Genomic DNA, 23,869 nt, shown 5'->3' with positions numbered 1-23,869 from the left:
GCCGCCGTGGCCCTGAAACAATGTTAGCGTGTGGCAAGGTCTTTGGATCGCCATCGCCGTCGTAGGCGTGCTGGTTGTCATCGCTGCGCTGGTCCTGGGGCTGACGCGGTACCGCCGCCGGCGGATCAGCCTGTCCCGGCCCGAGCCGACCGCACTGGACCGCTCCGGTGGCTACACCGCGTCGTCGGGCATCACCTTCAGCCAGGGCGCACCGACGATCGACGCCACCGGGCTACCCGCCGTGGGAGACGACGCGACCATTCCCCGCGACGCGCCGCGGCGCACGATCTCCGATGTCCAGCTGCCCGAGCCGGAAGCCCCCGCGGCTGAGGTTTCGGCGCCCGGGGTTCTGCGGCCGGAGGCGGCCCCCGAGGTCCCGGAGCCGGAGGCCCCGGCACCGGCCGAGCACGCCCCGGAGATCGAGGAGATCGCGCCGACCGAAGGCCGGCTGGAACGCCTGCGTGGCCGGCTGGCCCGATCGCAGAACGCGCTCGGGCGCAGCATGCTGGGGCTGATCGGCGGCGGCGACCTGGACGAAGACTCTTGGCAGGACGTCGAGGACACCCTGCTGGTCGCCGACCTGGGGCCGGTCGTCACCGAGTCGGTGGTCGCGCAGCTGCGCAGCCGACTCGCCAGCAGCAATGTCCGCACCGAGGCCGACGCGCGGGCGGTGCTGCGCGACGTGCTGATCAAAGAGCTCAAACCCGAGATGGATCGCTCGATCCGCGCGCTGCCGCACGACGACCACCCGTCGGTGCTGCTGGTCGTCGGCGTCAACGGCACCGGAAAGACCACGACGGTCGGCAAACTGGCGCGGGTGCTGGTGGCCGACGGCCGGCGCGTGGTGCTGGGCGCCGCCGACACCTTCCGGGCCGCCGCCGCGGATCAACTGCAGACCTGGGCGGCCAGGGTGGGAGCCGAGGTGGTGCGCGGGGTCGAGGGCTCCGATCCGGCGGCGGTGGCCTTCGACGCCGTCGACAAGGGCATCGAGGCGGGCGCCGACGTCGTGCTGATCGACACCGCGGGGCGGTTGCACACCAAGGTGGGCCTGATGGACGAGCTCGACAAGGTCAAACGCGTGGTAACCCGGCGCGCCGCCGTCGACGAGGTGCTCCTGGTGCTCGACGCTACGATTGGGCAGAACGGGCTGGCTCAGGCGAAGGTGTTCGCCGACGTCGTCGACATCACCGGCGCGGTGCTGACCAAGCTGGACGGAACGGCCAAGGGCGGCATCGTTTTCCGGGTGCAACAAGAACTCGGCGTGCCGGTGAAACTGGTCGGCCTGGGCGAAGGTCCCGACGATCTGGCGCCTTTTGAGCCGGCCGCATTTGTGGATGCCCTGCTCGGCTGAAACCCCTAACACGAGGCCCGTTTCGTTAATAACGCCGAAACACGGAGGCCCCATCTCGGAAACAACCATTGCGCAAGGTTCTGGATCAGGTCATCGGGCACATGTCTGATGACCCGTTCAGGGCCGACCGGAGGTGATAGCGAGTGAGTTTCCCAGTAATGGGCCAGCCCAATACCGGTGATACCGCATGGATGCTGGCGAGTTCAGCGCTGGTGCTGTTGATGACGCCAGGATTGGCGTTCTTCTATGGCGGTATGGTGCGCGCCAGAAGTGTGCTCAACATGCTCATGATGAGTATCAGCGCCATGGGTGTGGTGACGGTGCTGTGGGTGCTATATGGCTATTCAGTTTCGTTTGGCACTGATAAGGCCAACCTGATTGGCGACCCCACCGAGTACTGGGGCCTCAAGGGCCTGATCGGTGGCAACGCCGTAGCCGCCGATCCGACGAAAGGCACTGCCGCGACGGACATTCCGCTTGCCGGCACGTTGCCCGCGACGGTGTTCGTGGCGCTCCAGCTGATGTTCGCGATCATCACCGTCGCCCTGATCTCGGGCGCGGTGTCCGACCGTCTGAAGTTCAGCGCCTGGCTGGTGTTCTCCGCCCTATGGGCGACGTTCGTGTACTTCCCGGTCGCACACTGGGTCTTCGCGTTCGACGGCTTCGCGGCCGAGAAGGGTGGCTGGATCGCCAACAAGCTGCACGCGATCGACTTCGCAGGTGGAACAGCGGTCCATATCAACTCCGGTACGGCGGGCCTGGCGCTGGCGCTGGTGCTGGGCAAGCGCAAAGGCTGGCCCACGACGCTGTTCCGTCCGCACAACCTGCCGTTCGTGATGCTCGGTGCCGGCTTGCTGTGGTTCGGCTGGTACGGGTTCAACGCCGGTTCGGCCACCAGCTCCAATGGCGCCGCGGGTGCGACGTTCATGACCACCACGATCGCGACGGCGACGGCGATGCTGGCCTGGCTGCTCACCGAGCGCATCCGGGACGGCAAGGCCACCACGCTGGGAGCGGCGTCGGGCATCGTGGCCGGTCTGGTCGCCATCACCCCGTCCTGCTCGTCGGTCAACGCGCTGGGCGCTCTGATCATCGGCCTGGTCGCCGGTGTGCTGTGCGCGCTGGCGGTCGGGCTGAAGTTCAAGCTCGGCTTCGACGACTCGCTGGACGTGGTCGGGGTGCACCTGGTCGGTGGTCTGGCCGGCACCCTGCTGGTCGGCCTGCTGGCCGCCCCGGAGAGCGTGGCGATCAACGGTGTGACGGGCGTGTCGAAGGGCCTGTTCTACGGCGGTGGCTGGGATCAGCTGGAACGACAGGCGGTCGGCGCGTTCAGCGTGCTTGGCTTCTCGTTTGTCGTGACGCTTATCATCGCCTTGATACTGAAGTACACGATGGGGCTGCGGCTGAATCCGGAAGCGGAGGCAGCCGGCATCGATGAGGCCGAGCACGCGGAGAGCGGTTACGATTTGGCAGTGGCCGCATCGTCGGTTCTTCCCCGTGCCACTCTGCCGGACAGTTCTAACGGACTGGACGAAGCAGTCGCGGCCGAGAAAGTGGAGGCGGAGTAATCATGAAGCTGGTTACCGCGATCGTGAAGCCGTTCACCCTCGACGACGTCAAGACGGCTCTGGAGGACGCAGGCGTCCTGGGGCTGACGGTCAGCGAAGTCCAGGGCTACGGACGGCAGAAGGGGCACACCGAGGTTTACCGGGGTGCTGAATACTCGGTCGATTTCGTGCCGAAGGTCCGGATCGAGGTCGTTGTCGACGATTCCGTCGTCGACAAGGTCGTGGACAGCATCGTCCGGGCCGCTCGCACCGGCAAGATCGGTGACGGCAAGGTCTGGGTCAGCCCCGTGGAAACCATTGTGCGCGTGCGCACCGGTGAGCGCGGGACCGATGCGATATGACGCTATCCGTAAATTGACAATCCAGGCCGGGCGGGCCGGGAGGTTATGAAACCGACCGAGCCCGACCTGTCCGGGACAGCCAAGGCGGACGCCGCGCAAGCAGAAATCGCAATCGTGCCAAGCGATTTAGCCGCTGCGCGGCGTACGCTGCTGTCCGAGGGTGCCACCCTGCAGGCGGCCGAGCTGAGGCACGCCTGGCTGGATCTGCATGAGTCTTGGCTGATCGCGAAGGCCACCGAGCTCGGCATCACCGAAACCAGTGGGTTTGCGCTCGTCGGAGTCGGCGGCCTGGGCCGCCGGGAGCTGTTGCCCTATTCCGATCTGGACCTGATGTTGTTGCACAACAACGTCTCTGACGATGTGCTGCAGCGGTTCGCCGACGGGCTGTGGTATCCGTTGTGGGATGCCAACGTTCGGCTCGACCACAGCGTGCGCACGGTATCCGGAACGCTCAGTGTCGCCAATGGCGACTTGATCGCCGCCCTCGGTCTGCTGGATGCTCGTCACATCGCCGGCGATCTGGCGCAGTCCGAGGAGTTGATCGCCGGCGCAAGAAAGCAGTGGCGCACCGCGATTCGGTCCCGGATGGACGAGCTGGTGGAAATGACGAACGCCCGCTGGGAGCGGTGTGGCCGCATCGCGCAACGCGCCGAGCCCGACCTGAAGTCCGGCCGCGGCGGCCTGCGTGACGTCCAGCTGCTCGATGCGCTGGGCGTGGCTCAACTGATCGACCGCCGCGGCATGAGTCGCCCGGAGAGCCCCGGGGGCTCGCTCGACGACGCGTATCTGACCCTGCTCGACGTCCGCACCGAACTGCATCGGGTGTCCGGGCGCGGGCGCGATCAGGTACTGGCCCAGTTCGCCGACGAGATCAGCGCCGCCCTGCACATCGGTGACCGATTCGCCTTGGCGCGCATGCTTTCCGACGTCGGCCGCACCATCGCGTACCACGCCGAAAGCGGATTGCGCACCGCGCAGAACGCGCTGCCGCGGCGCGGCATCACCGCGCTGGTCCGACGCCCGAAGCGGCGACCGCTGGACGAGGGCGTGGTCGAGTACGACGGCGAGATCGTGCTCGCCCGCGAGGCCCAACCCGAACACGATCCCGGACTGGTGCTTCGGGTGGCCGCCGCCTCGGCCAACAGTGGCCTGCCGATCGGGGCCGCCACGCTCAGCCGGTTGGCCGCCAGCGTGCCCGACCTGCCGACACCGTGGCCGCGGGAGGCGCTGGACGACCTGCTGGTGGTGCTGCTGTCCGGCCCCCCGATGGTGGACACGATCGAGACGTTGGACCGAACCGGCTTGTGGAGCAGGCTCTTTCCGGAATGGGACGCGGTCCGCGACCTTCCGCCGCGCGATGTGTCCCACGTGTGGACCGTGGATCGTCATATCGTCGAGACCGCCGTCAATGCGGCCCCGCTGACCACGCGGGTCGCCCGATCGGACCTGTTGGCGATCGGCGCGCTGCTGCACGACATCGGCAAGGGACGCGGCGTCGACCACTGTGTGCTGGGGGCCGATCTGGTGGTTCCGATCGGCGAGCGCCTGGGGCTGGCACCCCGGGACGTCGAGACGCTTTCGGGCATGGTCCGCCACCATCTGCTGTTACCTGTCGCGGCCACCCGAAGTGACCTCAACGATCCGAAAACCATTGAGTCCGTGTCGGAAACGCTGGGCGGGGATCGGCAGCTGCTCGAGCTGCTGCACGCGCTGGCCGAGGCCGACTCGAAAGCCACCGGGCCGGGTGTGTGGAGCGACTGGAAAGCCTCGCTGGTTGAGGACCTGGTGCGTCGCTGCCGGCTGGTGATGGCCGGCGAACCGCTGCCGGAAGTGGAACCAACTGCACCACACTATATTTCGCTTGCAGCCGACCATGGGGTGCATGTCGAGATCAAGCCGGGGGAGCGCGAACGGCTCCACGCCGTGATGGTCGCACCGGACCAGCGGGGACTGGTGTCGAAGGCCGCCGCGGTACTGGCGCTGAACTCACTGCGGATCCACTCCGCGACGGTCAACACTCACGAGGGTGTCGCGATCACCGAATTCGTGGTGTCGCCGCTGTTCGGTTCGCCGCCCGAGGCGGGCCTGCTGCGTCAGCAGTTCGTCGGTGCCCTCAATCGCGACGTCGATGTCCTTGGCGCGCTGGAAAAGCGCGACACCGACGCCGCCAACTCGGCGATGACCCGCGCCGGCGAGATTCAGGCCGGTGCGCCACTGACCCGGTCGACCGCCCCGCCCCGCATCTTGTGGCTCAACGCCGCCGCGCCCGAACAGCTCGTCGTCGAAGTCCGCGCGATGGACCGGATCGGGTTGCTGGCGCTGCTGGCGCGGGCGCTGGAGCGGGCGGGAGCCGACATCGCCTGGGCAAAGGTCAACACGTTCGGATCGACGGCAGCCGATGTGTTCTGCGTGACGATGCCGGTCGACTCGGGTGCCCTGGACACCGACCACGAGGCGCGCGCCGCGATCGAGCAAAATCTGCTGACGGTGTTGGGCGGTCCGATCGTCGAGGTGCTCGAGGAGCCCGTCGGCGACTAGCGCCGGGGATGCCGGAACCCCGATCGGCGCCGGGTCACCTTAGCTCCGAATTCAGTTGCCGCAGAGCCACAATGCGGTCCTGGAGCTGATCGCGGGTCGCCGCGGCGATCGGCGGCCCGCCGCAGCGCCGGCGCAGTTCGTTGTGGATCCAGCCGTGCGGCTTGCCGGTGCGGTGATGGGCGACCGAGACCAGGGCGTTGAGTTCGCGACGCAGCTCGCGCAGCTGGCCGTGCATGGACCCCGACCCCGCCGGCACCGAAGCGGATTGCCCGGCTTCCTTCTGCAGGTGGGCCCGCTTCTGCAGCTGCTCGTCCTGGCGGCGGTGCAGCAGCGCCCGCATCTGGGTGGCGTCGAGCAAGCCCGGGATGCCGAGGTAGTCGGCCTCCTCGTCGCTGCCGGCCGCGGCGGCGGTACCGAACGAGGAGCCGTCGAAGATGACCTGATCCAGTTCGGCGTCGGCGCCCAGCGAGGTGAAACCCTTTTCCAGGTCCGACTTTTCGTTTTGTTCCTGGACGGCGGGATCGGCGTCAAGCGGATCGTCGAGGGATTCGCGGTGCGGTTCGCCCAGCACGTGGTTGCGCTGCGCCTCCAGCTCGCTGGCCAGCATCAGCAGGTTGGGTACCGACGGCACGAAGATGCTCGCGCTCTCGCCGGCCCGTCGGGACCGCACGAACCGGCCGATGGCCTGCGCGAAGAACAGCGGGGTCGAGGCGCTGGTGGCGTAGATCCCAACCGATAGCCGGGGGACGTCGACTCCCTCGGAGACCATGCGAACCGCGACCAGCCAGCGCGTGGTGGCATCGGAGAACTCGGAGATCCGGGCCGACGATCCGGGATCGTCGGAGAGCACCAACGTCGGTGCCTCGCCGGTCAGCTTCGTCAGCAGCTTGGCGTACGCGCGCGCCGCGGTCTGGTCCGACGCGATGATCATGCCGCCGGCATCGGGCACGTGCACGCGCTTCTGGCGCAGTCGCTGATCCGCGGCGGTGATCACCGCGGGCATCCATTCGCCGGCCGGGTCCAGCGCGGTGCGCCACGCCCGCGCGGTCTGCTCGGCGGACAGCGGCTCGCCCAGGCGGGCCTCGTGCTCTTCGCCGGCGCTGTCGCGCCAGCGCGCCTGTCCGGAGTAGGCGAGGAACACCACCGGGCGCACCACGCCGTCGGCGAGCGCTTCGGCGTAGCCGTAGGTGTGGTCGGCCTGAGAACGCCGTATCCCGTCGGCTCCCGACTCGTAGTTGACGAACGGGATCGGGCTGTCGTCGCTGCGAAACGGTGTGCCCGTCAAGGCAAGTCGGCGGGTGGCGTCGCCGAAGGCCTCGCGAATCGCGTCGCCCCAGGTCTTCGCATCACCGCCGTGGTGGATCTCGTCGAAAATCACCAGCGTCTTGCGCTGCTCGGTGCGCACCCGGTGCAGCGTCGGGTGCGACGCCACCTGGGCGTAGGTGACCATCACGCCGTGATACTCCGGCGAGGTCGCGGCGCTGGTGTTGGAGAACTTCGGATCCAGGAAAATGCCGTACCGCAGCGCGGCCTGCGCCCACTGCACCTTGAGGTGTTCGGTGGGCACGACGACGGTGATCTGCTCGACGGAGCGACTGCTCAGCAGTTCGGCGATCACCCGCAGCGCGAATGTCGTCTTCCCGGATCCGGGGGTGGCCACGGCGAGGAAGTCGCGCGGCTCGGCGGCCAGGTATTTCACCAACGCGCGGCGCTGCCAGCCTCGCAGCGGTCGAGTGTAGGCTCCAACGCTCGCGTCGGCGGCGCTGACCGGCTGCATCGACACGACTCCCCTCCGGCGCGCCGTCGTCAGGTCGCGCCCTTTCACAAGTCTTAGGCCCCGGCCCGCGATGCTAACCGGTGTGAAGGCGGGTGTGAAATGTAGCATGGCAACGCTTTTCGGCGTTGGAACGACGCAACCAGGTTATCCCGAAACCCGCGACGGGCCCGCCAAGTCGCGGGTCTGCAGCCAGGTGTCTATCCGTTCGGCGACGTCGGCCCAGCCCGGTTCGAGCATCATGTTGTGTCCCATCGCGAAGAACTCCGGCTCGGTCGCATACGCGCGCGCTGTGGCGCGCACCTCGTTGACGCTGACGAAGCCGTCGTACAGCGCGCCGAGCACCAGGATCGGCGTCCTCACCCGCCGGGTTCTGACCCGGCGGACGATCGGATCGGTCATCGCGGCGCGCACGCTCTCGGCTCCGGCGCGTTGCCGACAGGATTCGACGATGGCCTCGGGCGTGTCGGCGCAGAAGAGGTACTCGCGGGTCAGCTGGGGGGTCGCCAGGAACTTCAGCAGCGTGGGGTCGCTCCAGGCTTGCAAGGTCATCGACGGCCGGCGACGCCAGACCCGTATCGCCAGGCTGAGCACCCCCGTCGGCGGTACGGAGCCCAGCAGCACCGCGGCCGGCGCGCTGTGCTGTTCGAGGTAGCGCTGGATCACGAAGCCCCCCAGGGAATGGCCGATCAGTGCCGGCGCGCCGCCCAGGTCGTCGGCCACCGACCGCAGATCATCCAGGTAGCCGGCGACGGACACCTTGGTCAGCGGCTTGGTGGTGGGGCTGGCGCCGTGTCCGCGCAGGCTGATCGACACGGCGCGATAGCCGGCGTCGGCGAAGTAGTCCAGGAAGTGGTCGTCCCAGCACCACGCGCCGTGCCAGCCGCCATGCACGAAGAGCAGCGGCACCGGATGGTCCGGGCTGCAGGATCCCTTGTCGATGACCTCGAGCATGAGCTGACATTTGCTGTCGTCAGCGACGCCGTCAAGAGTGTTTCCCGCCTGGCGGTCATCGCACCGAGTGCCCGGCCAGCCGCACAGTGGGCGCCGAGTGCCCGGCCAGCCGCGCGCTCGCGATCACCACTAGGCTGGCGGGGTGTTTGAATCGCTCTCCGACCGGTTGACCGGTGCCCTGGCGGGGCTGCGCGGCAAGGGTCGACTGACCGACGCCGACATCGATGCCACGACACGGGAAATCCGCCTCGCCCTGCTGGAAGCCGACGTATCGCTGCCCGTCGTGCGAGCATTCGTCGCCCGGATCAAGGAGCGGGCCCGCGGCGCCGAGGTGTCCGGTGCCCTCAACCCGGCGCAGCAGGTCGTCAAGATCGTCAACGAAGAACTCATCGGCATCCTCGGGGGGCAGACCCGCCAGCTGGCGTTCGCGAAGACCCCGCCGACGGTGATCATGCTCGCCGGTCTGCAGGGTTCCGGTAAGACCACGTTGGCCGGGAAGCTGGCCGCCTGGCTGCGCGGCCAGGGGCACACGCCGCTGCTGGTGGCGTGCGACTTGCAACGGCCCGCGGCCGTCAACCAGCTGGTGGTCACCGGTCAGCGCGCCGGTGTGCCGGTGTTCGCGCCGCATCCCGGCGAGTCGCCCGGGTCGGGGCCGGGTGATCCCGTCGCCGTCGCCGCGGCGGGGATCGCGGAGGCCCGCGCCAAGCACCACGACGTCGTGATCGTCGACACCGCCGGCCGCCTGGGCATCGACGACGAGCTGATGAGCCAGGCCGCGGCGATCCGCGACGCCGTCGACCCCGACGAAGTGATCTTCGTGCTCGACGCCATGATCGGTCAGGACGCGGTCACCACCGCCGAGGCGTTCCGCGAGGGCGTCGGCTTCACCGGCGTGGTGTTGACCAAGCTCGACGGCGACGCCCGCGGTGGTGCCGCGCTGTCGGTCCGCGAGGTCACCGGCGTCCCAATCCTTTTCGCGTCTACCGGCGAGAAGCTGGAAGACTTCGACGTCTTCCACCCGGACCGCATGGCCAGCCGCATCCTCGGCATGGGCGACGTGCTCAGCCTGATCGAACAGGCCGAGCAGGTCTTCGACGCCGAGCAGGCCGAGGCCGCCGCGGCCAAGATCGGTTCCGGCGAGCTGACGCTCGAGGACTTCCTCGAGCAGATGCTCGCGATCCGCAAGATGGGGCCGATCGGCAACCTGCTGGGCATGCTGCCCGGCGCTGGGCAGATGAAGGACGCGCTGGCCGAGGTGGACGACCGGCAGCTGGACCGGTTGCAGGCGATCATCCGCGGCATGACGCCGCAGGAGCGCGCCGACCCCAAGATCATCAACGCCTCGCGGCGACTGCGCATCGCCAACGGGTCGGGCGTCGCCGTGTCGGAGGTCAACCAGCTGGTGGACCGCTTCTTCGAGGCCCGCAAGATGATGTCGTCGATGCTGGGCGGCATGGGCATCCCGGGCATGGGCCGCAAGTCCGCGACCCGAAAAGCCAAGGGAGCCAAGGGGAAGAAGGGCAAGAAGGGCGGCCGCGGTCCCACGCCGCCCAAGGCTCGCAACCCGCTCGGCGCCGGCATGCCGGGCATGCCCGCCGGATTCCCCGATCTGTCGCAAATGCCCGAGGGTCTTAACGAGCTGCCGCCCGGCCTGGCCGACTTCGATCTGTCCAAGCTCAAGTTCCCAGGCAAGCCGTGACGATCGCGAGCGCGGCGCAGCCGGGCGAAGCGGGTCGTCACCATTGGACCGGAAGAAAGTAGCCGCGCGGTGCCGATGCACGTGCGGGGTCGGGGGTTGCCCCCGGAGAATGGCCAAGAGACCGCGATCGAACTGTGGATCGTCGATGGTCACATCAGCACCGAACGGGTTGCCGGGGCCGACACCGTTTTCGATGGCGGCTGGATCCTGCCCGGGCTGGTGGACGCCCACTGCCATGTCGGGCTCGGCCACCACGGCGAGATCCCGATCGACGACGCGATCGTGCAGGCCGAGGCCGAGCGCGAGGTCGGCGCGCTGCTGTTGCGCGACTGCGGCTCGCCGACCGACACCCGCAGCCTCGACGACCGCGACGACCTGCCGCGCATCATCCGGGCCGGCAAGCACATCGCCAAGCCCAAGCGCTATCAGGCCGGTTTCTCTGTCGAGCTCGAAGACGAATCGCAGCTGCCGGCCGCGGTGGCCGAAGAGGCCAAGCGCGGCGACGGCTGGATCAAGCTGGTCGGCGACTGGATCGACCGCGGCATCGGCGATCTCGCCCCGCTGTGGTCCGACGATGTGCTCAAGGCCGCGATCGACACCGCCCACGCGCACGGCGCCCGCGTCACCGCCCACGTCTTCAGCGACGAGGCGATGCCGGGGCTGATCAAGGCCGGGATCGACTGCATCGAACACGGCACCGGGCTCACCGACGAGACCATCGCGCTGATGCTCGAGCACGGAACCGTATTGGTTCCCACCCTGATCAACATCATCGACAATTTCCCCGGCATCGCCGACGCCGCCAAGCGCTACCCGACCTACGCCGCGCACATGCGGGAGCTGTACGCGCGCTGCCGCGAGCGGATCGCGGCGGCCGCGGCTGCGGGCGTTCCGATCTACGCCGGCAGTGACGCCGGCACGATGATCGCCCACGGCCGCATCGTCGACGAAGTCGAGGCTCTCAAGGGAATAGGAATGAGCCCTACCGACGCGTTGGGCGCCGCCTGCTGGGATGCCCGCCGCTGGCTGGGCCGTCCCGGGTGTGAGCACGGGGCGTCCGCGGACCTGGTGTGCTACTCCCAAGACCCGCGTACGGGTCCCGGTGTGCTGAGCCAACCCGACCTGGTGATCCTGCGCGGCAACATCTTTCGGCCTTGAAACAAGGCGCTTGCGGTCCGGGCGCCTGATCAGCGGGGCGTCGCGGTCGCGGACAGAATAAGCCGATGGCGTTGGCCAGCGGCGCGGTTTTTTCCGGTTACACCGTCGCTCGAAGGCTCGGATCCGGGGTGACTGGAGATGTCTACCTTGTTCAGGATCCCCGTTCGGCGCGCTGGCAGGCGCTGAAGGTGCTGTCGCCGGCGTTGTCGTCGGACCGTCAGTTTCGCCGGGACTTTCTGTCCGAGACCGCCGCCGTGTCGAGCCTGCATCACCAGCACATCGTGGCGGTGCACGACCGCGGCGATTTCGACGGACAGCTGTGGATCGCGGTGGACTACGCCGCGCAGCTGCTCAAGGACCGGTTTCCGGCGGTGTGGCCGGTCGGCGAAGTGCTCGCGATCATCACCGCGGCGGCCGACGCGCTGGACTATGCCCACCAGCGCGGGTTGCTGCACCGCGACGTCAAGCCGGCCAACATCCTGTTGACCAGTCCCGGTGACGGCGAGCAACGGATTCTGTTGTCGGACTTCGGGGTAGCGCGACCGCTCGGCGAGCACTCGGGCGTGGTCGGCTCGCATGTGCCGGTCGGCACGGTGGGCTACGCCGCGCCCGAGCAGTTGATGGGCGACGACGTCGGTCGGCGCGCCGATCAGTATGCGTTGGCGGCGACGGCATTTCACCTGTTGACGGGCGCGCCGCCGACCGAATATCTCAGTCCGTCGGCCGCGCTGCGCGAGTTGCTGAACACCGCGCCGCGCAAACTCAGCGAACAGCGGCCGGAGTTGGCGCAGCTGGATCGGGTGTTCGCGCGAGCGCTGGCCACCCGGCCCGCCGACCGCTTTGCGAGTTGCCGGGAGTTCGCCAATGCGGCCAATGCGCTGTCCGTGGTGGAGACGGGGGATCGCAGTCCCGATGCGGTCGTCGTCCTGGATTACCCGGCCTACGACTGGCCCCTCGACGATGGCGAATCTACCGGCCAACCGGCTGTCGAGGCGCCGGCCGCCCTGCCGACGCGGCGCAGGCCCCGCAAGATCGTGGTCGGTGCCGCGGCGATCGTGCTGCTGATCGGGCTGTTCGCGTTCGGCATCTTCACCGGGCGAAAGATGGAGTCGACAGCGGCGCGCGCGGCGAGCACCCCGCCCAGCCCGCCCGCGGCGGCCGCCGTGCCGCCGCCCAGCACCCCATCCGGTCCGCCGAACCCGCTGGACGGCACTTATCGCCTCGATGCGCAGCGATCCAAGGAGACCTTCGACTACACGCCGAGCCCGCAACCGCCGGACGTGACGACGTGGTGGGCGTTGCGCTCGTCGTGCACGCCGTCCTACTGCTCGGCCGCCGCGGTGCTGCTGGACGACAACGACCACAGCCAAGTGGCCAACGGCGCCGGTCGTCCGGTCATCTTTCAGTACACCGACGGCCAATGGCAGGCGCGGCCGGAGACGGTGCCATTTGCGTGCGTGGGACCGACCGGGGTAGCCAAGTCGCAGACCACCGTGCAGACGCTGGCCCTGCGGCCCAACCCCCAGGGCGACCTCGTCGGCGAAACGGACCTCGTCGTGCAGACCGACGAGTGTGCTCAGCGCGGGTCGGTGATCCGTGTCCCCGCGAAGCTGGCCCGCACCGCCGACACCCCGCCCGGTGTCTACGTGCCGGACCCGATCTCGGTCCCCGAAATCGCCGGCGTGCAGGCCCCCGCCGCATCCACGACCCCGAGCGCCCCGAAGCCGACCGGGGCACCAGCCACGCCGGGTCGCTAACCCACGCAACAGCGTGACCTGCGGCTGAGGGTGTTTCCAGAAAAGATTGCGAGTGCTCACTATCTATGATAGGCTCGCTGCAACATAACTTTGGAGGCGACAATGGCTTACGACGTGATCATCCGCGACGGCTTGTGGTTCGACGGAACCGGCAGCGCGCCACACACCCGCACGCTGGGTATCCGCGACGGCGTGGTGGCCACGGTGTCCTCCGGGCCGCTCGACGAGACGGGCTGCCCCGAGGTGATCGACGCGGCGGGCAAGTGGATCGTGCCCGGCTTCATCGATGTGCACACCCATTACGACGCCGAGGTGCTGCTGGACCCGGGCCTGCGCGAGTCGGTGCGCCACGGTGTCACCACGGTGCTGCTCGGCATGTGCTCGCTGTCGACGGTGTACTCGAACTCCGAAGACGCCGCCGACTTGTTCAGCCGGGTCGAGGCGGTGCCGCGCAACTACGTGCTCGGCGCTTTGAACTCCAAGCGAACGTGGTCAAACGCCGCGGAATACATCGAGACAATCGACGCGCTGCCGCTCGGGCCGAATGTCGGTTCGCTGCTTGGTCATTCGGATCTGCGCAGCACCGTGCTCGGGCTCGATCGGGCCACCGACGCCACCGTCAAGCCCACCGACGCCGAACTGGAGAAGATGGCGGCGTTGCTCGACGAGGCCCTCGAGGCCGGGATGCTGGGCATGTCGGGCATGGACGCCGCGATCGACAAGCTCGACGGCGACCGCTTCCGCTCGCGGGCGCTGCCGTCCACCTTCGCGACCTGGCGCGAGCGCCGCAAGCTGATCAAAGTGCTGCGCAAGCGGGGTCGGATGCTGCAGAGCGCGCCCGACGTCAACAGGGCGGCCACGGCCATTCTGTTCTTCCTGGAGAACAGTCGAATATTCGGACGCCGCAAGGGGGTTCGGATGAGCTTGCTGGTGTCCGCGGATGCCAAGTCCAATCCGCTGGCGGTCTACGTGTTCGGGCCGGCGACCCGGCTGGCGAACAAGCTGCTCGGATCGAGTGTGCGGTTCCAGCATCTGCCGGTACCGTTCGAGTTGTACTCCGACGGAATCGACCTGCCGGTCTTCGAAGAGTTCGGCGCGGGCACGGCCGCGCTGCACCTGCGTGACCAGTTGCAGCGCAACGAGTTACTGGCCGACGAGGCCTACCGCCGCGAGTTCCGCAAGGAGTTCGACCGCGTCAAGCTGGGCCCGTCGCTGTGGCACCGCGACTTCCACGACGCCGTGATCGTCGAGTGCCCCGATAAGTCGTTGATCGGCAAGAGCTTTGGCGCGATCGCCGACGAGCGCGGGCTGCACCCGCTCGACGCGTTCCTCGACGTGCTCGTCGAAAACGGGGAACGCAACGTGCGCTGGACCACCATCGTCGCCAACCACCGGCCCAAGCTGCTCAACGCGCTGGCCAACGAGGACAGCGTGCACATGGGCTTCTCGGATGCCGGGGCGCACCTGCGCAATATGGCCTTCTACAACTTTCCGATCAAGCTGCTCAAGCGAACTCGGGACGCCTACCGGGCGGGGGCACCGTTCATGACCACCGAACGGGCCGTGCACCGGCTCACCGGCGAACTGGCGGACTGGTTCGGCATCGACGCCGGAACCCTGCGGCAAGGCGACCGGGCCGACTTCGTGGTGATCGACCCGGCCGGCCTCAACGACGAGGTCGAGGCTTACCACGAGGAAGAGGTCCCCTTCTACGGCGGTCTGCGGCGCATGGTCAATCGGAACGACGAGGCCGTGGTCGCCACGGGTGTGGGCGGCGCCGTGGTCTTCCGGGCGGGCGAGTTCCGTGAGGGCTACGGACAGACCGTGAAGTCGGGCCGGTACCTGCGGGCCGGTCGGCGCGCGCGGCACTCGGCCGCACTGGTCTGAGCGGCCTCTCATGGCAAGAACCCAGCAGCAACGCCGCGAGGAGACCGTCGGGCGGCTCCTCGAGGCGTCCATCGCCAGGATCGTCGAGGTCGGCTACGCGCGAGCCTCGGCCGCCGTGATCACCAAGCGGGCCGGGGTGTCGGTGGGGGCGCTGTTCCGTCACTTCGAGACGATGAGCGACTTCATGGCGGCGACGGCGTCGGAGGTGCTGCGCCGGCAGGTGGAGTCGTTCACCAAGCAGGTCGCCCAAATCCCGGCCGACCAGCCGGCGCTGGAAGCGGCGCTGACGATTCTGCGGGACATCACCGGCGGCCCCACCAACGCGGTGCTCTACGAATTGATGATCGCCGCGCGTACCGACGAGAAGCTCAACACCCATCTGCGCGACGTCCTGGCGCAGTACACCGCGAAGATTCTCGACGCCGCGCGGGCGCTTCCGGGTGCCGAGGCGATCGGCGAGGAGACCTTCCCGGTGCTGGTGGCGTTGATGACCAACGTCTTCGACGGCGCGGCGATCGTGCGCGGGATTTTCCCCGAGCCCGACATCGAGGAGCAACGAATTGCGTTGCTGTCCAAGCTGATAACCGGACTGGTTCCGATCGAGGGCCGTTGAGGCTCTACAGCGAGCCGATGCTGGACGACGGGTTGAGCGCGAAACCCCAGTCGAACAGGCTGCCCGCCTGATCCCAATAGGTCGGTCCGCCCGGTTTGACCATGCCGTACATCATCGCGACCACCAACCGGCGTCCACCGCGCGCGGCGGCGCCGACGAAGGTCTTGCGGGCCGCGTTGGTTAACCCGGTCTTGCCGCCGATCGCGCCCGGATAGCGGGTCAGCAGCTCGTCCTGATTGGTGATCGGCTCGTCGCCATGATCGCCGGGAAACATCGCCGACGGCTCGGCGGTGATGTGGGCGAACATCGGGTTGGCCATCGCGGCCCGGAAGATGACGGCCAGGTCGTGTGCGGTCGAGGCCCCGGAGCCGCCGGGGCCGTCCAAACCGGACGGGGTGGCCGCGTGGGTGCTGGTCGCGCCGAGCGAGGCGGCCTTCGCGTTCATCTTGGCCACCGTGGCGTCGGCGCCGCCCATCAGATGCGCCAGCGTGTTGGCGGCGTCGTTGCCGGATACCAGCAGCAGGCCGTCGAGCAGCTGCCGGGCGGTGTAGCTGCGGCCGGGTTTGATACCGACGCAGTTGCACTCGACCTGGGTGTCGGCGACGTCGGCGACGACGGTGGAGTCCATGCTCACCTCGTCCAGTGCCACCAGCGCCAACAGCACCTTGATCGTGCTCGCGGGCGGGTGGGCCAGGTTCTGGTCGCGTCCGGCCAGCACCTGGCCGCTATCCAGGTCGGCCAGGATCCAGGTCTGCGCGGGGCCGTCGGGGATCGGCAGCGAGCCGATCGGCTGCATATCGTCGGCCCAGGACGTGGCGGCGGTGATTCCCGCGACCGTGAGCAGCCCAGCAGCTGCGGCGATGAGTTTCCGCATGGCCGCAGAGTTTAACTTCCGGGCCCGGCCGACGCCTCTTGCCTCACGGACACCAGGGCGGAACAGGGCAGAACGGCAGCGGGGGCAGCGGCAGGTAGGACGTCTGCGTGGGGACCGGCCCCGGCGGCGGCGGGTGCTTGAACGGCAGCGACTGCCAGGAGTAGAAGACGCCGGTGCCGGTGTCGTGCACGCCCGCGTAGTCCCAGTAGAAGTCATGGCAGACGTTCGGGTCCCAGGGAATCGGCCGGCCCGCTGGATCGGGGTCACCCGGGCACCAGCGCTGGCACGCGCTGCCCGGCGCGCAGGCACCCGGGGCGGCCCCGGCCACGCCGGGTGAACCCAGGCCGGCCCACACCAGCATTGTCGTTGCCAAGCAGGCGATCCCTGCTTTCATAGCTGGGATTATTCTCCTTGCCGGCTTTGCGTGGTATGGGAAAGGGGAGGAGACGGCTATGGGTGAACGAATCGACTACGAAGCGGTGGCCCCGCGGGGCGTGAAACTACTGGGCGACGTGCATCTCTACGTGAGCCAGTCGGGTCTGTCGCCGGTGCTGCTGACCGCTGTATACCTGCGGGTCTCGCTGATCAACGGCTGCGCCTACTGCATCGACATGCACTCCCGGGAATTGCGCCAATTGGGGGTGTCGAACGAAAAGATCGCGCTGGTTCCGGTGTGGCAGGAGGCCGGCGAGCTGTTCGACGACCGCGAGCGCGCCGCGTTGGCGTGGGCGGAGACGGTCACCCTGATCTCGACCACGGGCGCGCCCGACAGCGCGTACCAGGCCGCGGCCGCGCACTTCGACGAGAAAGAACTGGTTGACCTCACGATCGCCATCGCGACGATGAACACCTATAACCGGTTGGCGATCAGCTTCCGCAACACGCCGGCCGCCTTGGAAGCGAAACGAGTCGCGAAACACGCTGAAACACAAGGAAACTGACGGCTCTTCGGGGTGGCTGGGCCGGCCCGATATCCCGGGTGTTGAATCGATGCATGTTGAGACTGGCCGAAATTTCCGACCGTCTGGAGATCCAGCAGCTGATGGTGGACTATTCCACCGCCATCGACCAGCGGCGATTCGACGATTTGGACAAGGTATTCACCGAAGACGCCTACATCGACTACACGGCGTTGGGCGGCATCGAAGGCCATTACCCGGAGGTCAAGAAATGGCTGTCCGAGGTGCTGCCGACGTTCCAGGTGTACGCGCACATGCTCGGGAATTTCTCGGTCCAGATCGACGGGGACAAGGCGTCCTCCCGGGTGATCTGTTTCAACCCGATGGTCTTTCCCGGCGACTCCGGCAAACCCGGAGACCAGGTGATGTTCTGCGGGCTCTGGTACGACGACGAGTTCGTGCGCACCGAGCAGGGCTGGCGGATGACGCGCCGGGTCGAGACGAAGGTTTTCCAGAAGATCGTGTGACCCGGTGCCGCGGCTCTTGGTGAATTTCTGCCGAAGGCCCTCGTTCTGGCACAATGGGCGGCTGTCCGTCGCGCGATTACGATCGCGCCCCGGTCATACACGCGAGGCAAAACCGGATCCGGGCATCCCGCCCGGATCGCTGAATTGCAGCGTGACACACACAGGAGAATTCGCTTAACCATGTCTGTGAAGATCAAGCTGACCCGGCTTGGCAAGATCCGCAACCCCCAGTATCGCATCGCCGTCGCCGACGCTCGCACGCGGCGCGACGGCCGCTCGATCGAGGTGATCGGCCGGTACCACCCCAAGGAAGACCCGAGCCTGATCGAGATCGACTCGGAGCGGGCCCAGTACTGGCTGTCGGTCGGTGCGCAGCCGACCGAACCGGTCGTCAAGCTGCTGAAGATCACCGGCGACTGGCAGAAGTTCAAGGGCCTGCCCGGCGCCGAGGGCAGCCTGCAGGTCGCCCCGCCCAAGCCCAGCAAGCTGGACCTGTTCAACGCCGCGCTGGCCGAGGCCGACGGCGGACCGACCACCGAGGCCACCAAGCCGAAGAAGAAGGCCCCGGCCAAGAAGCCCGCGAAGGCCGACGAGGCCGCCGCGGAGGCCCCGGCCGAAGCTGAAGCCGCCTCCGAAACCGCCGAGGCTCCCGCCGACGCGCCCGCCGAAAGCTGACTGTCGCGATGAGTACGGTCGTCGTCGACGCTGTCGAGCATTTGGTCTGCGGAATCGTGGACAACCCGGACGATGTCCGGGTGGATCTGGTTACCAGCCGGCGCGGACGCACTGTCGAGGTGCACGTGCACCCCGAGGATCTGGGCAAGGTGATCGGTCGCGGCGGCCGTACCGCGACGGCGTTGCGCACGCTGGTCGCCGGCATCGGTGGCCGCGGTATCCGCGTCGACGTGGTGGACACCGACCAGTAGGCCGGTGCTCATGGAGCTGCTCGTCGGGCGCGTCGTCAAAGCACACGGCATCACCGGCGAGGTGGTCGTGGAAGTTCACACCGACGACCCCGCCGATCGGTTCGCGTCGGGTAGCACGTTGCGTGCCAAGCCATCCCGCGGTCGCGGCGAAGAACGCAGCTATGTGGTGGCCGCCGCGCGCGAACACGGCGGCCGGCTGCTGGTGCGGTTGGCCGGAGTGGACGACCGCGATGCCGCCGACGCGTTGCGCGGCAGCCTGTTCGTGGTGGACTCCGACGACCTGCCACCGATCGACGAGGCCGACACCTATTACGACCACCAGCTCGAAGGCCTGGCGGTGCGGACCACCGCGGGACAGGATCTCGGCGTCGTCGCCGTGGTGCTGCACACGGCGGCCGGGGAGTTACTGGCGGTGCACCGACGTGATGGCGCCGAAACCCGGGAAGTGCTGGTGCCGTTCGTGAATGCGATCGTCACCTCGGTGTCGCTGGACGACCGGATGGTCGAAATCGATCCGCCCGAGGGCCTGCTGGATTTGGGGTAGCCGGTGCGCATAGACGTCGTGACGATTTTTCCGGACTATCTGGACGCGCTGCGGCAATCGTTGCCCGGCAAGGCGATTGCGTCGGGCCTGGTCGATCTGCGGGTTCATGACCTGCGGGGGTGGACGCACGACGTGCACCACTCGGTGGACGACGCGCCCTACGGCGGCGGGCCCGGGATGGTGATGAGAGCGCCGGTGTGGGGTGAGGCGCTGGATGAAATCTGTTCCGGCGAAACGCTGTTGGTCGTCCCCACCCCGGCCGGCGCGCTGTTCAAGCAAGCCACCGCCCAGCGCTGGAGCGCCGAGGGACACCTGGTGTTCGCCTGCGGCCGCTACGAGGGCATCGACCACCGCGTCGTCGAGGATGCCGCGCGCCGGATGCGGGTCGAGGAGGTGTCGATCGGCGACTACGTGCTGCCGGGCGGCGAGTCGGCGGCGGTCGTGATGATCGAATCCGTGCTGCGGCTGCTGACCGGCGTGCTGGGCAATCCCGCGTCGCATCGCGAAGATTCGCACTCGCCGGTGCTGGGCGGCCTGTTGGAGGGGCCCAGCTACACGAGGCCGCCGAGCTGGCGGGGTCTCGACGTCCCCGACGTGCTGCTGTCGGGCGATCACGCGCGTGTCGCGGCCTGGCGCCGGGAGGTTTCGCTGCAACGCACCCGCGAGCGCCGCCCCGATCTCGAGCCCTAGACGGAGTTGGAGCCGATTCGGCCGTTGGGGAACATCGTCTTGACGGCCCGGGTGATCGTGTCGCGTGCCGTCGTGTCGTCGGAGGACTGCAGCGACTCGACGACCACGATGTAGCGGCGGTCCGATCCCACCACGCCGGTCGACAGATGCATCCACTCGGTGCCGATGCAGCACATCCAGCCCTGCTTGACGGCCACCGGCTCCGCGAACAGACCGTCGGGAATGCCGAACCGCTGCGGGTACCCGTCGATTCCGGTCGGGGTGGAGCGGGCCAGGTCGTTGACGATGACCTTGGCCCGGTCCTCGGAGAGACCGCCGGTGCCGTCGAGCAGCTCGTCGTAATAGCGGATCAGGTCGGTCAGCGAGCTCATCGTGTTCCACCAGCGCCCGTCGGACGGCGGGGTGGTCGACGTCAGCCCGTAGCGGTTCGCCACCTGCGTGATGATGTTGTCACCACCATCCTGACCCCAGAACCGCTCCGCGGCGCCGTCGTCGGACGACTGCAGCATCAGGTCAAGTGCCTGACGATCGTCGGGGGACAGCGTGGTCTTGCCCTGGGCTTCTTGCAGCAGCAGATCGTCGGCGATGAACAGCTTGGCCACCGACGCCGTGCCGATGATCTGGGTGTTGCCGTTGGAGATCAGCTCGTGGGTCTTGCGGTCCAGAATGCCCACCGAGAGCGTGGCCCCGGCGGCGGCGGCCTGGTCGGTCGCCTGCTGAATGCGTGCCTGCAGCCCGCCGAATGAGGTCTGCACTACCTGCGGCGCCGCGGCCAAACCGGGCGTGTCGACGGTGTCCAGCAGCAGCTGAATGAGTTGCGGCTGGTGATCGGGCGTGTCCGCGGACGTGCTGGATACCTTCGTCTGGGGTTTTTCCGCGAGCCGTGCCTCGTCGCACCCCGCCAGCACCAGCGTCACCGCCGCGAAGGCGGCGAGTGCGTTGTGGGGGCGTACCCGCATCTGTTCTTCTCCCAAGTTCTCTGACGTCAACCTGCATCTGGGCGGCCGTACCGCAATCTGCCCGGGCGTCTTCGAGTTCGGGTAGTGACTAGCGTGTTTTGACCCCAGCTATATGTACCATTCACCAGCGCCTACGGCGCGCCATGAACCGCGGGGTTTACCTGTGATTTTCAATGCACGCCGGGTGTCTGGCACAATTGATCAGTTGTCTCCAGCGGCTGCCGGCAGGCCGGGCCGCCTCTTGCCTGCTGCGAGATACCACCCAAAGCCCGAAATCGGCTTAACGACCACCCCTGCGTGCGGGCAGTTGCCGCACGCCGCGACCTCAAGGAAGTGTCACTCGCATGAACAGGCTGGACTTCGTCGATCAGGCGTCGCTGCGCGACGACATCCCGGCCTTCAGCCCGGGCGACACCATCAACGTGCATGTCAAGGTCATCGAGGGCGCCAAGGAGCGTATCCAGGTGTTCAAGGGTGTGGTGATCCGCCGGCAGGGCGGTGGCATCCGCGAGACCTTCACGGTGCGCAAGGAGAGCTACGGCGTCGGCGTCGAGCGGACCTTCCCGGTGCACTCGCCGACCATCGACCACATCGAGGTGGTGACCCGTGGCGACGTCCGCCGCGCCAAGCTCTACTACCTGCGCGAACTCCGCGGCAAGAAGGCCAAGATCAAGGAAAAGCGCTGACTGCGCGCGTCTCGGCGGTCGGTGCGGCACGCCCAGACGCTTTAGCGACACCCTCAACGCGCTGGATACTCTGATCTCGTGACGGATTCCACGGACTCACCCGAGCCCCCGCCCGAGGCTGGTCAGTCGGAGCCGAAGGTCTCCACTCGCGCCCCGGACGTGCCCTTGACCGGAGGGGCCGAAGCCGACGAGCCCGGCGCCCCGTCCGAACCCGACGCCGGGGAGTCCGACCCGGAAGCGTCCGACGAGCCGGAACCCAAGAAGAAGTCGGCGCTGCGCGAGCTGACGATTCTGGCGGTGACCGCGATCGTCCTCTACTACGTCATGTTGACGTTCGTCGCCCGTCCGTACCTGATTCCGTCGGAGTCGATGGAGCCCACGTTGCACGGCTGTTCGGGTTGTGTGGGCGACCGGATCATGGTCGACAAGCTCACCTACCGCTTCGGCTCGCCGCATCCCGGCGACGTCATCGTCTTCAAGGGCCCGCCGAACTGGAATACCGGATACAAGTCGATCCGTTCCACCAACACCGCGCTGCGCTGGGTCCAGAACGGGCTGTCGTTCATCGGATTCGTGCCCCCGGACGAGAACGATCTGGTGAAGCGGGTTATCGCGGTCGGCGGGCAGACCGTGCAGTGCCGAGCCGACACCGGGCTGACGGTCGACGGCAAGCCGCTCAAGGAGCCGTACCTGAAGCCGGCCACGATGATGGCCGACCCGGCGGTGTACCCGTGCCTGGGCAGTGAGTTCGGGCCGGTCACCGTCCCGGACGGACGGTTGTGGGTGATGGGTGACAACCGCACCCATTCGGCGGACTCGCGCGCCCACTGCACCAGCACCCCGACCGACGCGCTCAAAGGCATTCTGTGCACCGGCGATCCGAGCTCGGGGACGGTGCCGGTCGACAACGTCATCGGCAAGGCCAGGTTCATCGTCTGGCCGCCGACGCGATGGGGTGGCGTGGGTTCGGTGAACCCACAGCAAGGCCAGTAGCCATGGCCACCACCTGGCCGCCGCGGACGGTGATCCGCAAATCGACAGGACTGCGCACCCTGGAATCCGCGCTGCATCGCAGCGGCCTGGGTCCGGTGGCCGGGGTGGACGAGGTCGGCCGCGGCGCCTGCGCGGGCCCGCTGGTGGTGGCGGCCTGTGTCCTGGGGCCTAATCGCCTGGAAAGCCTTGCTGCCCTTGATGATTCGAAGAAGCTCACCGAGAAGGTGCGAGAGAAGCTGTTCCCGCTGATCTGCCGCTACGCGGTGGCGTATCACGTCGTGTTCATCCCGTCGACCGAAGTCGACCGGCGCGGGGTGCACGTCGCCAACATCGAAGGCATGCGGCGCGCGGTGGCCGGTCTGTCGGTGCGGCCCGGCTACGTGCTAAGTGACGGCTTTCGGGTGCCGGGGCTGCCGATGCCGTCGCTGCCGGTGGTCGGTGGGGACGCGGCCGCGGCCTGCATCGCCGCCGCCAGCGTGCTGGCCAAGGTCAGCCGCGACCGGCTGATGGTCGCGATGGACGCCGATCATCCCGGCTATGGCTTCGCCGACCACAAGGGCTACACCACGGCGGCGCACAGTTCGGCGCTGAGCCGGCTCGGGCCCTGCGCCGAGCACCGCTATTCGTTCATCAACGTCCGGCGCGTGGCCTCGGTATCCGGGGACGGCTCCGGCGCACGGGTGGTGGCCGAATGCAAACCGGACCCTCCGGGCGAGCGTGGCGAACCCTCGTGAGGAAAGATGGGAGCGGACTGCTCGCCCGGCGACCATGCTGTCGCGAACGGGGAGTCAGGAAAACGGGCAGGGAAAAGGACGTTTGAGCAGATGAGTGCCGAAGATCTCGAAAAGTACGAAACCGAGATGGAGCTCTCGCTCTACCGCGAATACAAAGACATCGTCGGCCAGTTCAGCTACGTCGTGGAAACCGAACGACGCTTCTACCTGGCCAACAGCGTCGAAATGGTGCCGCGCAACGCCGACGGCGAGGTCTACTTCGAGCTGCGGCTGTCCGACGCCTGGGTGTGGGACATGTACCGGCCGGCCAGGTTCGTCAAGCAGGTGCGGGTGGTCACCTTCAAAGACGTCAACATCGAAGAGGTCGAGAAGCCCGAACTGCGGCTCCCCGAATAGG

At 67.9% G+C, this 23,869-nt stretch carries 23 protein-coding genes and 1 pseudogene; 19 read left to right on the top strand and 5 right to left on the bottom strand.

Going from position 1 to position 23,869, the window contains the following annotated elements; translation table 11 throughout:
- Positions 1-28 precede the first annotated feature (28 nt).
- From ftsY to G6N54_RS08690, 4 genes are all read left to right on the top strand, one after another.
- Positions 29-1,351, top strand: a complete 1,323-nt coding sequence (ftsY, locus tag G6N54_RS08705; protein ID WP_163789695.1) for a signal recognition particle-docking protein FtsY — start codon at positions 29-31, stop codon at positions 1,349-1,351.
- Between the two features lie 158 nt (positions 1,352-1,509).
- Positions 1,510-2,919: an ammonium transporter gene (locus tag G6N54_RS08700; RefSeq protein WP_163794599.1), complete on the top strand. Its 1,410-nt coding sequence runs from the start codon at positions 1,510-1,512 to the stop codon at positions 2,917-2,919.
- A 2-nt stretch (positions 2,920-2,921) separates the two neighbouring features.
- Complete coding sequence (locus G6N54_RS08695; protein ID WP_085226323.1) at positions 2,922-3,260, top strand: P-II family nitrogen regulator; 339 nt, start codon at positions 2,922-2,924, stop codon at positions 3,258-3,260.
- Between the two features lie 45 nt (positions 3,261-3,305).
- The gene (locus G6N54_RS08690; protein ID WP_163789694.1) at positions 3,306-5,798 is read left to right on the top strand and encodes a [protein-PII] uridylyltransferase; all 2,493 of its coding nucleotides are present in this window, start codon (positions 3,306-3,308) and stop codon (positions 5,796-5,798) included.
- 34 nt (positions 5,799-5,832) lie between these two features.
- Here G6N54_RS08690 and G6N54_RS08685 read toward each other — a convergent pair whose 3' ends face one another.
- Positions 5,833-7,575, bottom strand: a complete 1,743-nt coding sequence (locus tag G6N54_RS08685; RefSeq protein WP_179969186.1) for a DEAD/DEAH box helicase — start codon at positions 7,573-7,575, stop codon at positions 5,833-5,835.
- 144 nt (positions 7,576-7,719) lie between these two features.
- Complete coding sequence (locus G6N54_RS08680; RefSeq protein ID WP_163789692.1) at positions 7,720-8,526, bottom strand: alpha/beta hydrolase; 807 nt, start codon at positions 8,524-8,526, stop codon at positions 7,720-7,722.
- A gap of 142 nt (positions 8,527-8,668) precedes the next feature.
- Here G6N54_RS08680 and ffh point away from each other — a divergent pair, with 142 nt between their 5' ends.
- The 5 genes from ffh (at position 8,669) to G6N54_RS08655 (ending at position 15,640) form a co-directional block, all read left to right on the top strand.
- Complete coding sequence (gene ffh / locus G6N54_RS08675) at positions 8,669-10,225, top strand: signal recognition particle protein (protein WP_163789691.1); 1,557 nt, start codon at positions 8,669-8,671, stop codon at positions 10,223-10,225.
- 75 nt (positions 10,226-10,300) lie between these two features.
- Positions 10,301-11,383, top strand: a complete 1,083-nt coding sequence (locus G6N54_RS08670; RefSeq protein WP_163794598.1) for a metal-dependent hydrolase family protein — start codon at positions 10,301-10,303, stop codon at positions 11,381-11,383.
- A 65-nt stretch (positions 11,384-11,448) separates the two neighbouring features.
- Positions 11,449-13,140, top strand: coding sequence for a serine/threonine-protein kinase (locus G6N54_RS08665; RefSeq protein WP_163789690.1), 1,692 nt, complete (start codon positions 11,449-11,451; stop codon positions 13,138-13,140).
- A gap of 102 nt (positions 13,141-13,242) precedes the next feature.
- On the top strand, positions 13,243-15,027 hold the full coding sequence (locus G6N54_RS08660; protein WP_163789689.1) for an N-acyl-D-amino-acid deacylase family protein: 1,785 nt from the start codon (positions 13,243-13,245) through the stop codon (positions 15,025-15,027).
- A 10-nt stretch (positions 15,028-15,037) separates the two neighbouring features.
- The gene (locus G6N54_RS08655; protein WP_163789688.1) at positions 15,038-15,640 is read left to right on the top strand and encodes a TetR/AcrR family transcriptional regulator; all 603 of its coding nucleotides are present in this window, start codon (positions 15,038-15,040) and stop codon (positions 15,638-15,640) included.
- Positions 15,641-15,644: 4 nt separating this feature from the next.
- On the opposite strand, the gene G6N54_RS08650 is transcribed toward G6N54_RS08655, so the two are convergent.
- A complete protein-coding gene (locus G6N54_RS08650; protein WP_163789687.1) occupies positions 15,645-16,514 on the bottom strand; it encodes a D-alanyl-D-alanine carboxypeptidase family protein in 870 nt (289 codons plus the stop codon).
- A 43-nt stretch (positions 16,515-16,557) separates the two neighbouring features.
- Complete coding sequence (locus G6N54_RS08645) at positions 16,558-16,908, bottom strand: hypothetical protein (protein ID WP_163789686.1); 351 nt, start codon at positions 16,906-16,908, stop codon at positions 16,558-16,560.
- 58 nt (positions 16,909-16,966) lie between these two features.
- Here G6N54_RS08645 and G6N54_RS08640 point away from each other — a divergent pair, with 58 nt between their 5' ends.
- The 6 genes from G6N54_RS08640 (at position 16,967) to trmD (ending at position 20,100) form a co-directional block, all read left to right on the top strand.
- Entirely contained in the window at positions 16,967-17,455 is a 489-nt protein-coding gene (locus G6N54_RS08640) for a carboxymuconolactone decarboxylase family protein (RefSeq protein WP_163789685.1), read from the top strand.
- Between the two features lie 53 nt (positions 17,456-17,508).
- Entirely contained in the window at positions 17,509-17,940 is a 432-nt protein-coding gene (locus G6N54_RS08635; RefSeq protein WP_163789684.1) for a nuclear transport factor 2 family protein, read from the top strand.
- Positions 17,941-18,120: 180 nt separating this feature from the next.
- Positions 18,121-18,615 carry a 30S ribosomal protein S16 gene (gene rpsP / locus G6N54_RS08630; RefSeq protein ID WP_163789683.1) on the top strand — a complete coding sequence of 165 codons (495 nt, stop codon included), beginning with the start codon at positions 18,121-18,123 and terminating at the stop codon, positions 18,613-18,615.
- A gap of 8 nt (positions 18,616-18,623) precedes the next feature.
- Positions 18,624-18,866, top strand: a complete 243-nt coding sequence (locus tag G6N54_RS08625) for an RNA-binding protein (protein WP_163789682.1) — start codon at positions 18,624-18,626, stop codon at positions 18,864-18,866.
- Positions 18,867-18,876: 10 nt separating this feature from the next.
- On the top strand, positions 18,877-19,410 hold the full coding sequence (rimM, locus tag G6N54_RS08620; protein WP_163789681.1) for a ribosome maturation factor RimM: 534 nt from the start codon (positions 18,877-18,879) through the stop codon (positions 19,408-19,410).
- Positions 19,411-19,413: 3 nt separating this feature from the next.
- Complete coding sequence (trmD, locus tag G6N54_RS08615; protein ID WP_163789680.1) at positions 19,414-20,100, top strand: tRNA (guanosine(37)-N1)-methyltransferase TrmD; 687 nt, start codon at positions 19,414-19,416, stop codon at positions 20,098-20,100.
- On the opposite strand, the gene G6N54_RS08610 is transcribed toward trmD, so the two are convergent.
- Positions 20,097-21,059 (bottom strand): serine hydrolase, encoded by a 963-nt coding sequence (locus tag G6N54_RS08610; RefSeq protein WP_163789679.1) that lies wholly within the window; start codon positions 21,057-21,059, stop codon positions 20,097-20,099. The two genes, trmD and G6N54_RS08610, sit on opposite strands and share 4 nt — an antisense overlap.
- 344 nt (positions 21,060-21,403) lie before the next feature.
- Between G6N54_RS08610 and rplS the strand changes: the two genes are divergently transcribed.
- The 4 genes and pseudogenes from rplS (at position 21,404) to G6N54_RS08590 (ending at position 23,868) form a co-directional block, all read left to right on the top strand.
- A complete protein-coding gene (rplS, locus tag G6N54_RS08605) occupies positions 21,404-21,745 on the top strand; it encodes a 50S ribosomal protein L19 (protein WP_163789678.1) in 342 nt (113 codons plus the stop codon).
- A 78-nt stretch (positions 21,746-21,823) separates the two neighbouring features.
- Positions 21,824-22,738, top strand: a complete 915-nt coding sequence (gene lepB, locus G6N54_RS08600; protein WP_163789677.1) for a signal peptidase I — start codon at positions 21,824-21,826, stop codon at positions 22,736-22,738.
- Positions 22,739-22,740: 2 nt separating this feature from the next.
- Positions 22,741-23,566, top strand: a pseudogene (locus tag G6N54_RS08595) (ribonuclease HII).
- On the top strand, positions 23,563-23,868 hold the full coding sequence (locus G6N54_RS08590; protein WP_007171389.1) for a DUF2469 domain-containing protein: 306 nt from the start codon (positions 23,563-23,565) through the stop codon (positions 23,866-23,868). Before G6N54_RS08595 ends, G6N54_RS08590 begins: the two are co-directional and overlap by 4 nt.
- Position 23,869 lies beyond the last annotated feature (1 nt).

The sequence above is a fragment of the Mycobacterium stomatepiae genome (assembly GCF_010731715.1).
GTDB lineage: Bacteria > Actinomycetota > Actinomycetes > Mycobacteriales > Mycobacteriaceae > Mycobacterium > Mycobacterium stomatepiae.
This window is presented reverse-complemented; position numbering and strand designations above follow the sequence as displayed.